We start from the raw sequence: 12,910 nt of genomic DNA, 5'->3' as shown, positions 1-12,910 counted from the left end.
TTAATTCATATAATTTTTAATGCTTAATTCCCCTCAAGATATTGTGCTTAATGGGATTAAATTTAATTCCTCTCTTCCTGTAAATCAGAAGCTAAAAGAACTCTCTGAATTAATCAAAAAACATCAGGTCGTAATCGTAAGTGGTGAGACTGGGTCAGGTAAAACTACGCAGCTTCCTAAATTGTGTTTGGCAATGGGACGTGGTACCAAAGGCATAATCGGCCACACTCAACCTAGAAGAATAGCGGCCATTTCAGTCGCCAAAAGAATATCCGAGGAACTTGCACCTTCGCGGATTAATGATGTGGCTTATCAGGTTCGCTTTCAGGATAAAAGTTCCGCTGATACCAAAGTCAAGTTGATGACCGATGGTATTTTGCTTGCTGAAACGCAATCGGATAGGCTTCTTAAAAAATACGACACAATAATCATTGATGAGGCTCATGAGAGAAGTTTAAATATCGATTTTTTGCTTGGCTTACTAAAGTCAATACTTCCTAAACGTCCTAATCTTAAGGTCATAATTACATCCGCTACTATTGATGCTGCTAAATTTTCTGAGCATTTTAAATCTTCCTCTGGAGTTCCTGCCCCTGTAATTGAAGTGTCTGGAAGGCTCTATCCAGTTGAAATTCGCTATAGACCACTTGAGTCTGAGAGACCACTTGAAGATGGCAATGATCCCGCAAACGACAAGGATAAGGAGCCTCTAGAGGATGGCATAGTTCGTGCAGTTGATGAATGCACAAGAGAAGGGGGCGGAGACATTCTCGTCTTTCTTCCAGGCGAGAGAGAAATTCGGGAAGCTTCGGATGCATTGTTTGATGCGGTGAATAGAAGACAGATTGAGAGATTAGAGGTTTTGCCACTTTTTTCTAGGTTATCGCAAAATGATCAGGAGCGAATTTTTAAACCAACTACATCAGCCAGACGAGTAATATTGGCCACTAATGTGGCTGAGACATCCATTACAGTTCCAGGCATACGGTTTGTAGTCGACTCTGGTCTTGCACGTGTGAAGCGATATTCTTGGCGAAACAAAGTCGAACAACTGCATATAGAGAAAATATCTCGTGCTTCGGCTAACCAAAGGGCGGGCCGTTGCGGTCGTGTAGCCTCAGGGGTGTGTATACGACTTTATGATGAAGAAGATTTCTTACGTCGTCCTGAATTTACTGACCCTGAAATATTAAGATCATCTCTTGCATCTGTTATCTTGCAGATGAAATCCTTGCGTATAGGGGATGTAGCTGCGTTTCCTTTCCTTGAGAGTCCGACAAGTCGTGCCATCGCCGATGGATATCAGATCTTACATGAGTTAGGTGCAATTTCTGGTCAGCAGAATGAAAAAACATATCTCACGCACGTTGGTATGTCTCTTGCACAATTGCCATTAGACCCGAAAATTGCTCGCATAATATTAGCTGGTCGGCAAAACAATTGCTTAAAAGAAATATTGATTATTGCATCTGCTTTGAGTGTGGCCGATCCCCGCGAGAGACCTTACGATCAGAAAAATAAAAGTGATCAATTGCATGCGAAATTTAAGGACGAGAAATCTGAATTTATGTCTTTCCTTAAATTGTGGCAATGGTACTGGGACCTTCACGCAAACAAAATCTCCAATCGTAAATTTAACGACGAACTTAAGAAAAATATGGTTTCACCTCTTCGCATGCGTGAGTGGATAGATATCCATAATCAACTTCTTACTATAGTTAAAGAGCGAAAATGGACGGTGCTCGAATCTGAGGCGACTTATGAGCAAATTCATAAATCCTTACTTACGGGATTGTTAGGAAACATAGGTACAAAAAGCGAGACAGACCCAAATTTTTATCAAGGAACGAGAAACGTAAAATTCCTAATCCATCCATTGTCAGGTATGCAGAAAAAAGCAGGTCGATGGGTGATGGCGGCAGAACTTGTAGAGACAAGCAAAATTTATGCGAGAGTGGTGGCACAAATTGATCCTCGATGGGTCGAGGGCATTGCCACGCATATATTGCAAAAAAACTGGAGCGATCCGAGATGGGATTTTAAGCGAGGGCAGGTCGTTGCAAATGAGCGTGCAACGCTATATGGGCTACAAATCTATCAGGGGCGTAAGGTGCATTACGGACGCATCAATCCTGAGCATGCACGTGAGATATTTATTCGCGAGGCTTTAGTCCCTGGTGATATGCAAGCACGTATTCCGTTTGTGGAGCATAATTTAAATCTTATTAAAGAGATTGAGCATATGGAGCATAAGTCGCGCAGAAAGGATATTCTTGTGGACGATGCTTTGATATATGAGTTTTATGCAAGCAAAATTCCTCAGGATATTAGCCAAACTGCAAGTCTTGAGGCGTGGCATAAAAAGCTTAATGAGGCTGAGAGAAAAAGTCTATTTCTTATTAAAGAAGACTTGATGCAACATAGTGCTGAGGGGGTTTCCACAGAATATTTCCCTAAAAAACTTATGTATTCAGGTGTCGAGCTTTCTGCCAGGTATCATTTTGAACCTGGATCTCCAAAAGATGGGGTGACGGTCACGGTGCCAGATTATGCACTAAGTCAAATTAATCAGGAAACTACGCAATGGCTTGTACCAGGCATGTTGAAGGAGAAGGTGCAGTTATTAGCGAAGACATTGCCACAGAAAATAAGGCGTCATCTTGTGCCGATTCCAGAGTATGCGAGGGAATTTTATCTTGCTCACGAAGCACAGTTAAAGGAGCCTAAAAAGGATTTGATCGACGCAATTATCGATCATGCATGGCAGAGCAGAAAGGTTCGCATTGCTCGCGAGGATTTTAAGACAGAGAATCTTCCAGCTCATATGCATATGATATTTAAGGTTGTCGATACTTATGGACGTATGCTTTCGGCAGGACGCAATCTAGCTCAACTTAAGGCTGAACATGCGGATCAATCGTTGCATAGCTTTCAAAAACTGGCTCAGAAAAATCTGTCGCAAACGAATATAAATACGGATTCACAAATTGTTGACTGGAGCTTTGGAGTTTTGCCTGAAATTATGGAGATCCGCAAAAATAGGGAGTCTTTGGTGGGTTATCCAGCTTTAGTTGATGAGGGGACGCATTGTTCTATTGACGTTTATGATACCCCTGAGATGGCAATGCAAGTGCATTTCAAGGGTGTGCTTAGACTTTTTTATATAGGATTAAATGAGCAGATTAAGTATTGGAAAAAGAATATACCGAATATTGATAGACTAGGTCTTATGTTTATGAATCTTGGTACTCAAGCGGAATTGATAGATCAAATTATTGAAGCGGCTTTAAGACAGAGTGCTATGGCGGAGGCATTGCCACAAGATAAGGAGCAATTTGAGGCACGCAAAATTCAAGCGAAAGAAAAGCTTGGTCTTATTATTAACGAAATTTCTATTTTGCTAGAGCAGATTTTAGATCTTTACAAGCAGCTAGAAAAAAAGATGCAAGGGCTTAAAGTCTTTTTCGCAAAAGGGGCGAAAAATTCTGATGCGAAGCAAATCGAGGAAGCTTATATAGACATAAAACAAAACTTGGAATTTTTAGTGTCCAATGATTTTTTAATGCGACACCCTTTTAAAGCTCTTCAGCAGATTCCACGATATTTGAAATCAGCGATAGCTAGAACTGATAAGCTTCTTCGTGATATTAATCGGGATTCTAAAAACTTAAATGAAATAAGAAATTTTCAGAATAAAATTAATAAAAAGCTATCCGAGCTTAGGGGCCAACCTGACCCGAAATTAAATGATTTTATTTGGATGTTGCAGGAATTACGTGTGGCTTTATTTTCGCAAGAACTCAAAACGCCATATCCTGTGTCAGCTAAAAGACTGGAGAAAGCTTGGACACAAATTAATAATTAAAGATGAATACACCTGACCCTTCAAAATTTGTACACCTTAGATGTCACACAGAATTTTCCGTATTTGACGGCACAATTAGAATCAATGACTTATTAGAAAAAGTGGCTTCATTGGGACAAGCAGCCATAGCCATATCGGACTTAGCAAACCTATTTGGGTTTGTAAAATTTTATAAGGGTGCACGCAAAAAGGGAATTAAGCCGATAGTTGCATGTGATTTTATGCTTGATACTGCGACGGGGGCAGGAGAGGCACATAGACTTGTGATCATTGCCACTAATAACAAGGGATATTTAAGGCTATGTGAGATTATCTCTAAGGTGTGGATAGAAAATGATGGGCAAGACATTGCTAGGCTAAAAAAAGAATGGCTTTCTGATACTGAAGGGTTAATTGCATTGTCTGGTGCTGTAGATGGGGATATAGGGCAGGCATTGCTAAATAAACCTGAGACGGCGCCTAAGCTTTTGGAAGATTGGGTGGCACGTTTTCCTGATGGCTTTTATTTAGAAATTCAACGTGAATTCCCTGAAGCCTCGGGGCGGCTATCATCAAGAGGTGCAATCAAAGAAAAATATACGGAGCTGGCCGTGCAGCTGGCCGCAAAACATGGTGTTCCTGTGGTTGCTACGCACCCGATTCAATTTTTGGAGGCTGAGGATTTTGATGATCATGATGTACGCGTGTGCATTGCCAGAGGGGAGATTTTAAATGACCCGAAAAGGCCGCATCGCTTTACGCCTCAACAGTATTTTTACACTTCTCAACAGATGTGTGAATTGTTTGCGGATGTGCCTTCTGCAATTCACAATACTATTGAAATTGCAAAGCGATGTAATGTGACTTTACAGCTTGGTAAGCCTCAGCTTCCAATTTTTCCAACGCCACCTGAAGTCACGGTTAAGGAGCATTTTGTACTCTTAGCTCAAGAAGGGCTTGCAAAGAGGCTTCAGTTTCTATATCCAGATGAAAATGATCGACGCGAAAAAGCACCTATTTATCAAGAGCGTCTTTCAAAAGAAATAGATGTGATTATTTCTATGGGCTTTGAGGGATATTTTCTTATTGTTCAAGATTTTATTAACTGGGGTAAAAATAATGGAGTACCCGTTGGGCCTGGAAGGGGCTCTGGTGCTGGCTCATTGGTTGCATATTCGCTTGGAATTACGGGACTTGACCCCTTGCAATACGATTTACTATTCGAGCGGTTTTTAAATCCTGAAAGGGTGTCCATGCCCGATTTTGATGTTGACTTCTGTCAGGACAATCGCGAAAAAGTCATTGACTACGTTAAAGAGAAATATGGTCTTGATGCCGTAAGTCAAATCGTCACTTTTGGTACATTAGGAGCTAAAGCCGTTGTACGCGATGTGGGTCGTGTTTTACAAGTGCCATATGCGGTTTGCGATCAGCTCTCAAAATCAATTCCACATGTGCCAGCCGACCCATACACATTACAAAGAGCTCTTGATGAGATTCCTGAAATTCAGAATATGTATAACGATTCTGAAAAAACGGGAAGCGATATCAAAATGATTATCGACCACTCATTGAAAATAGAGGGATTGACGCGTAATACAGGGACCCATGCTGGAGGCGTGCTCATTGCCCCCAGTAAATTGACGGATTTTACGCCACTTTACAAATTACCTGGCAGCTCATCGGCCGTTTCTCAATACGATAAGGGCGATATTGAAGATGTTGGTTTAGTTAAGTTTGACTTTCTTGGGCTGCGAAATCTGACGATTTTAGATTGGGCTGTGCGATATGTTAAGGAGTATAACGAGGCACAGAAAGATTTTGATATTGAGCGACTGCCGCTTGATGATAAAGCGACTTATAAACTTCTCTCCGATGGAAATACAACCGCCGTCTTCCAGCTTGAGTCGGATGGCATGAAAAATTTGCTTATGAAGCTTAAGCCGAGCACATTTGAGGATATAGTTGCGGTTCTTGCTTTGTTTAGGCCAGGGCCTCTTGACTCTGGTATGGTCGATGATTTCGTTGACCGCAAGCATGGAAGGGCCACAGTTGATTATTTCCATAAGGATCTTGAGTCTGTTCTTAAACCAACTTATGGAGTAATTGTCTATCAAGAACAGGTGATGCTGATTTCACAAATAATTGGTGGATATTCTCTTGGAGGTGCGGATATTTTGCGTCGTGCCATGGGTAAGAAAAAGCATGATGAGATGGCTCGACAAAGAGAGATTTTCGTAAACGGTGCATTAGAGCGTGGTTACAAAGCTGAGCTTGCAACAAGGCTATTTGATTTAATGGAGATGTTTGCTAGTTACGGTTTTAATAAATCGCACTCGGTAGCATATGCCTTAATTGCTTATCAGACGGCATGGCTTAAAACTTATCATCCTGCTGAATTTATGGCAGCAACCATGACCTCGGATATGAACGATACCGATAAGGTAGAGATATTCTGGGAGGATTGTTTATTAAATGGCCTAAAACTTTTAGCACCTAATATCAATACATCAAACTATAGATTTGAGCCAGTGCGAGATGAAGAGTCGGCGAAAGGATTGCCACCAAAAACAATTGGATATGGGTTAGGTGCGATTAAGGGGGTCGGTCAAAATGTTGTAGAAGAAATTGTAAGAGCTCGTGAAGAGGGTGGGGCCTTTAAAGATTTCGCAGATTTAATACGTCGCGTAGATAGAAATATTGTCTCAAGACGGGCTATAGAGGCTCTTATCAAGGCAGGGGCAATGGATGTTCTACATACTAATCGTGCTTTGCTCATAGCTATGATTGATGATTGTTTTCAAGCAGCAAATCAGGAAGAGGAAAACAAAAATCAAGGAGATTTATTTGGAGACAGTGATGATGCGGCCATTGAAGTTCCTGAACCAAAGGGCATTAAAGAATGGACACTAGCAGAAGTGCTAGAAGCGGAGAAAGAATCCATAGGCTTTTACTTTAGTAGTGATTTATTTGGTATCTGGAAGTCAGAGGTTAGAAAATTTATCAAAACCCCTATTAAGAATTTAGAAAACACCCAAGGTCAAGTAACTATTGCAGGAGTGCTTACCGATATTAGATCTACGATTAGTAAAAAATCAGATAGGGGAGATAATCGTCTGTTTTTCCTAACGATTGATGATGGATCTGGAAGCATAGAGATTTTGTGCCCACCTCATATCTATGAAAATTTCAAATCGCGAATCAAAAAGGATTCCCTTCTGGTCATTCAGGCAAATGCAAAATTTAATTCTTTTGTAAATCGTATGAGATATACGGCAGAAGCCATATTTGATTATCAAACTGCACGCGAAAATTGGGCTCGACAAATAGAGATAGAAGTGAAAAACGGTTTTGCTTTTGATGAATTTAAAAAAATATTGGCTCCGTTTAGAGGAGCCCCTGAAAATAATCTACCCGGGGTAAGTGTTCATGTGATCTATACACAGGATAACGAGTATTCATGTGCCTTTAAGTTGGGTTCAGATTGGAATGTGCGTCTTGATGAAAAGCTAATTGAAAAAATGGATTACGCAAAACTCAAACACAGAGTTGTTTATTAATTTTGATGAGGGCGGGATTATTGCCACTTATCAACGGCAGAAAGCACATCTTCTAAAGACGGCCATGCCCCCAAGGAACCCAATTTAGGAGCATTTGCGCTACGAGGCCCTCCAACAGCAGGGTCGGTCACTCCAAAAAGTGCGATTTGATTGCGTGCACCCAAACTAGCAAGATGCGATGCTCCAGAGTCGTTTGCTATTACGCCATCCACAATCGATGTGAGAGCTACATATTCTGATAGCGAGAGTGGGTCTAGGATTTCTGCAGTGGGGGCCTTAGATTCGGCTTCATTTTTTTCGGAAATCGGAGGACACATCACGACTCTAAATCCACGATTCTGCAATGCTTTTGTGAGAGCGTCGTAGTGCGGCCAAACTTTAGATGCACCATCGATTTTTCCGACAGCGGTCGGGGCGATAAGAATGGTTTTTTGAGACGATTGTTGTGAGCCCAAAACTTTAAGAGCACGTGAGAGTGAATCAGCTGGAATTGTGTATTGAAGCTGGTTTGGCGGCGTTTCTGACTCTATTGAAAATCCCCATTTTTTTAGAGTTTCAAGAGTGAGGAAATACCATTTTTCTACAAAATGAACATGGCTTGGGTTAGGGTGAAATTTCCATTTCAATAGAAGGCCGCGTGCATCACCTGTGTAGCCCGCACTCTTAATCCCTGCAAGCGTAAATGCCAATGCACTGCTTATCGATCGTGGATAGATTAGGCCGTAGACTACTTTATGCTTAAACTGTTTTTTATGTTCGTGTATTTTTTTGGATTCGACCTGCCATTTACCATCGTATTCGATAAAATCTGCAAGTGCATATCCCTTAAGAAGGTCTCGTGCCCACGGTCTTGCACATACGACTATTTCGCAGCCAGTCTTTAATACAAGATCAAGAGCAGGCAGACACATACAAACATCGCCTACCCAATTCGGTAGACGTACATAAATCACTTCAGGTGGCAATGCCTTCATATTTCCACAGCTAAGAATATAATAAGGTGATATTTTATATTTGCGAGAAGGCTCTTGGCATTTTTTAAGAATAAAAACGATATAAAAGATGGATCCCAAGCCGTGGATAGAACTCTATGGGTGCGACTTTATAAAAGAGTCGGGCGTTATTGGGGTTATTGGATATCGGGGCTTATTCTGATGCTTATTGGCTCAGTCACTCAGCCAGTTATGGCATATCTTATGAAGCCGCTTTTAGATGAGGGGTTCTTGGGTCATGAAGATGATTACATAATCCTGATTCCTGTTGCTGTTGTAATTCTTATGCTAATCCGCGGTGTAGCTAATTTTGGTGGTGGTTACCTTATGGCTTATGTCGCAAATAAAGTATTGTTTACTTTGCGTAAGGATATGTTTGCAAGCTTGGTTTTGTTGCCTGATACAGAATTTAATAAAGGCGACTCGGGCCGTCTTTTAAATCGATTTACGGTCGATGCCACGCAGGTGACGCAAAATGCTACGGAAGTCATTACAACAGTCGTAAAAGAGATTTCGGTTATTTTTGGGATCTTGTTTTTGCTTTTGTTTTTATCGTGGCAGTTGACGCTTATTATTATCGTGGTGTTTCCTCCTTCGATTTTGGTTGGTCGTTTTTTCGCCCGCCGACTTCGCAAAATTAATCGACAAAATATCGATGTAAATGCCGTGCTTACGCAAATCATACGCGAAGGAATTGATGGCTCGCGAATAATAAAGCTTTTTAATGGAGTGCGCTCGGAGAATGAGCGATTTGATCGTGTTAATTCAAGCCTAAGACATCAGGCTATGAAAATTGCTACCGCCGAGGTGGCAATGTCTCCGTTAACTCAATGGATTTTATCGATATCGGTAGCCTTTGTTATTGCTCTTGCATTAAATCAGAGCAAAGACGGCAGCCTGACTGTAGGCACATTCATTGCCTACATAACGGCACTAGCTCAGGTTTTTGATCCTATAAAAAGACTTACTCATATCACAGCAAAAGCTCAACGCATGATGATGGCTACTGAGAGCGTATTTAAGCTTATAGATTCGCCAAAAGAAGTCTCGCGGGGTTCTCGTGAGCTTAAGTTCGGGCCTAATTCAGAAATTGAATTTCGCAATGTTTGTTTTAGGTTTCCAGACACGCAATCGAATGCACTCGATGGTTTAAGCTTTAAAGTGAAAGCAGGGCAGACGGTGGCATTTGTAGGGCGTTCTGGGGCGGGTAAAACTACTCTTATGAATTTAATTCCACGTTTTATTGAACCTACATCGGGTGCGGTTCTTATAGATGGGGTTGAACTGCAAGATTACGATTTAGTTAGCCTGCGTAATCAGATGGCCCTTGTTGGTCAGAATGTGTTTTTGTTTGATGGAACATTGGCAGAGAATATTGCCTACGGAAGTAATTCAGAGGCTAGCACGGATGAAATCGAAAAAGTTGTGATGGCAGCTAATTTGGATAGATTTGTGAAAAGCTTGCCTGAGGGCTTACAGACTATGGTAGGAGAGAATGGTGCATGGATATCAGGGGGCCAACGCCAGCGCATTGCCATCGCAAGAGCATTACTTAAAAATGTGCCACTGCTTCTACTTGATGAAGCGACCTCCGCACTAGATAATGAATCTGAAAAACTTGTTCAAGAATCGCTTGATTCGCTTATGCAGGGCCGCACAACATTTGTTATCGCACATCGATTATCTACAATTAAAAATGCGGATGTAATCTATGTTTTGGATAATGGGCGTGTTATAGAATCTGGAACGCATGAAGAATTAATGCAAAGCGGCGGTATGTACTCGAATCTTGCATCGCACGCAAAACTCACTAGCAAAGAATAATATCGTAATCCTCTTGATTGTATAAATCATCGACCTCAAGAGAAATCGGCTTGCCGATGGCATCGCTTAAGGCTGTGAAATAATGCGATTCTTCATCTAAGAATAGGTCCAAAACCGATGGAGATAGAATAAGACGAAATTCCTTTGGATCAAAAAGCTTAGCTTCTCTTTGAATCTCTCGCATAATTTGGTAGACAATAGTTTTTGCGGTCTTAACAGAGCCACGACCTTCGCATGTAGGGCAAGGTTCCATAAGCATGGACGAGAGTGAGCTGTGAGCACGCTTACGCGTCATCTCAACTAAGCCGAAACTAGAAAAATCATTAACCGTAGTACGCACACGATCGCGTGCCAACGCATTTTTTAAAGAGCAAAGCACTTGCTCTTTATGTGATTCGTCCGACATATCGATAAAGTCTATTATGATAATGCCACCAATGTTTCTCAAGCGCAGCTGTCTTGCAATCTCAAGAGACGCTTCTAGATTGGTTTTTAAGATAGTGTCGTTGAAATTTCGTGACCCTAGGAAACTGCCAGTATTCACATCTATTGATGTAAGTGCTTCGGTAGAGTCAAATATCAAATATCCGCCAGAGGGAAGTTCGACTCTTTGAGATAGGGCTATTTCGATATCTTCCTCAATGCTATTTAAATCGAATATTGGGCGGCTTGCAGTATAGGGACTTAATTTGTTTGTAACGGCTGGTGTATATAGAGAGCACCATTCTACAAGCTCATTGAATTGAGTCTTTGAATCTATCTCTATGCTTTCAGTATCATCGTTCGCAAAATCTCTCATTACGCGGTGCTTAAGGCTTAACTCTTCATACACAAGCTTTGGGGCTTTAGCGTTTTTCGCTTGATTTTGTATAGCTTCCCATTGCAGATGCAAATAATACATGTCTCGCTTGAGATCCGCTTCAGTACACGTTTCAGCAAATGTTCGAATTATGTACCCGCCCTTATCTTCATTCGGTCGCAAATTTTGTACCCATTCTTTTAGTCGCTCACGTTCAGACTCTTCTTCAATTCGCTGCGATATGCCAATATGCTCGTTATAAGGCATATACACCATAATACGTCCCGCAATATTAATCTGATTACTTAGCCTTGCACCCTTGTCTTTGATTGGGTCCTTTATGACTTGGACTAATAGAGTTTGCCCTTCGAAAAATAGCTTTTCTATCTTTGGCAATGCCTCCGAGTTCTGCCGCGCAATCCTAGTCTCCTGCAAATCTCCCACATGCATAAAGGCGTTTCTGTCTAAGCCAATATTAACGAATGCACTCTGAAGGTTCGGGAGAATACGAGTGATTTTGCCTACGTAAACATTGCCAACTACTCCTTTCTGACTGTCACGCTCTATATGCAATTCTTGAAGCACACCTTGATCCACAATGGCAACGCGAGTCTCAAAGTCACTAGTATTTATAAAAATCTGCTCACTCATTCCAGAAAAAATATTCATATCGTACAATTATTCAATTATACGCATAAGGGCATGCAATGAGCCAAAACACAAAATACATATCAGATGTTATACGCGAGCGAATTCAAACGGCGGGCAAGCGTTTTCATGCTAACGATAATATTTCTGAATTTATAAACGAGGACGAAATAGCTCAATTACAAGACGAAGTAGAGTCGAAATTCAAAGCAGTACTTGAGAGCCTTGTTATAGATACTGAATCTGACCATAATACTAACGAGACAGCAAAACGCGTCGCAAAAATGTATGTGCGTGAGATATTTGCAGGTCGCTATGAGCCAATGCCAGCTGTGACAGAGTTTCCTAATATCGAAAGTGTAAATGAGCTAATTGTGGTTGGCCCTATCACTATAAGGAGTGCGTGCTCACACCATTTTTGCCCAATCATGGGACAATGTTGGATTGGAGTTATGCCGCATAAAGATTCAAATTTGATTGGGCTATCGAAATATGCACGAATAGCTCATTGGGTAATGCATAGACCGCAAATACAAGAAGAAGCTATCATGCAATTAGCGGCAATTCTAGAGCAGAAATTAAATCCGAAGGGGATTGCGGTGATTATGAAGGCTGATCACTATTGCATGAAATGGCGTGGGGTTAAGGATTCAGATAGCAAGATGACCAATAGCGTGATGCGTGGTTGTTTTTTGACTAATTCTGATTTGCGAAAAGAATTTTTATCCTTAATAGCCTAAAACAATTTCGTATAAAAAAAGCTACAAAAATGGGCTTTATTTAGGGGCAAAAATCTGGCTTTTAATTTCTTATTGACAAGGTAGTAAAATTTTTGCAATAATAGCAATCTTTCAGTTTTACAGAGAGAGATATTTATTTATCTTTAATTCTGTAAGTGAAAAAAATGTTCTTTAAAAATTAATACAGCCGATAAGTGTGGGTACTTGATTTTGTTAAATGTTAGGTTTTAATACATCAAGTCTTACGCTTATAAATGTGAAGAGAAAAAGAGAGTAGATAAGAGCAAGAGAGATTTTTGCTTATGACCAATAATAAAAAGAGAGTGGTTTATAGGTGAAGTCTTAATTGAGAAGTTAATTCTTTTTTTTGAAGTTTTAAGCAATAAAAGTAAGCGATATAAATATAGCAGGAATTGAACTGAAGAGTTTGATCCTGGCTCAGATTGAACGCTAGCGGAATGCCTTACACATGCAAGTCGAACGGCAGCATAGGGAAGCTTGCT

General features: G+C 40.8%; 6 protein-coding genes and 1 rRNA gene. 5 read left to right on the top strand and 2 right to left on the bottom strand.

What is annotated here, in order from left to right; genetic code table 11:
* The first annotated feature begins 19 nt into the window (after window positions 1-19).
* Window positions 20-3,865, top strand: a complete 3,846-nt coding sequence (gene hrpA, locus T432_RS0103480; protein WP_028884198.1) for an ATP-dependent RNA helicase HrpA — start codon at window positions 20-22, stop codon at window positions 3,863-3,865.
* Window positions 3,866-3,867: 2 nt separating this feature from the next.
* Complete coding sequence (gene dnaE / locus T432_RS0103475) at window positions 3,868-7,404, top strand: DNA polymerase III subunit alpha (protein WP_028884197.1); 3,537 nt, start codon at window positions 3,868-3,870, stop codon at window positions 7,402-7,404.
* Between the two features lie 17 nt (window positions 7,405-7,421).
* Here dnaE and T432_RS0103470 read toward each other — a convergent pair whose 3' ends face one another.
* Window positions 7,422-8,378 (bottom strand): glycosyltransferase family 9 protein, encoded by a 957-nt coding sequence (locus T432_RS0103470; protein ID WP_028884196.1) that lies wholly within the window; start codon window positions 8,376-8,378, stop codon window positions 7,422-7,424.
* A gap of 54 nt (window positions 8,379-8,432) precedes the next feature.
* On the opposite strand from T432_RS0103470, the gene msbA reads away from it, so the two are divergent.
* Window positions 8,433-10,220, top strand: coding sequence for a lipid A export permease/ATP-binding protein MsbA (gene msbA / locus T432_RS0103465; protein ID WP_028884195.1), 1,788 nt, complete (start codon window positions 8,433-8,435; stop codon window positions 10,218-10,220).
* Here the strand turns inward: msbA and T432_RS0103460 are convergent.
* The gene (locus tag T432_RS0103460) at window positions 10,207-11,670 is read right to left on the bottom strand and encodes an Rne/Rng family ribonuclease (RefSeq protein ID WP_028884194.1); all 1,464 of its coding nucleotides are present in this window, start codon (window positions 11,668-11,670) and stop codon (window positions 10,207-10,209) included. The two genes, msbA and T432_RS0103460, sit on opposite strands and share 14 nt — an antisense overlap.
* 56 nt (window positions 11,671-11,726) lie before the next feature.
* Here T432_RS0103460 and folE point away from each other — a divergent pair, with 56 nt between their 5' ends.
* Together folE and T432_RS0103450 are read left to right on the top strand one after the other, a co-directional pair.
* A complete protein-coding gene (gene folE / locus T432_RS0103455) occupies window positions 11,727-12,407 on the top strand; it encodes a GTP cyclohydrolase I (protein ID WP_014111610.1) in 681 nt (226 codons plus the stop codon).
* Window positions 12,408-12,822: 415 nt separating this feature from the next.
* Window positions 12,823-12,910: ribosomal RNA gene (locus tag T432_RS0103450) — 16S ribosomal RNA — on the top strand; the annotation flags it as partial.

The sequence above is a fragment of the Taylorella asinigenitalis ATCC 700933 genome, from assembly GCF_000687755.1.
Lineage (GTDB): Bacteria > Pseudomonadota > Gammaproteobacteria > Burkholderiales > Burkholderiaceae_B > Taylorella > Taylorella asinigenitalis.
The sequence above is the reverse complement of the archived record's forward strand: the minus strand, read 5'-3'. Positions and strand labels throughout refer to the sequence as shown.

What these genes read in the sequence shown, in the direction of transcription:
- hrpA (WP_028884198.1), top strand. Translation starts at nt 20, where the DNA reads ATGCTTAATTCCCCTCAAGATATTGTGCTTAATGGGATTAAATTTAAT.
- T432_RS0103460 (WP_028884194.1), bottom strand. Translation starts at nt 11,670, where the DNA reads ATGAGTGAGCAGATTTTTATAAATACTAGTGACTTTGAGACTCGCGTT.
- folE (WP_014111610.1), top strand. Translation starts at nt 11,727, where the DNA reads ATGAGCCAAAACACAAAATACATATCAGATGTTATACGCGAGCGAATT.
- dnaE (WP_028884197.1), top strand. Translation starts at nt 3,868, where the DNA reads ATGAATACACCTGACCCTTCAAAATTTGTACACCTTAGATGTCACACA.
- T432_RS0103470 (WP_028884196.1), bottom strand. Translation starts at nt 8,378, where the DNA reads ATGAAGGCATTGCCACCTGAAGTGATTTATGTACGTCTACCGAATTGG.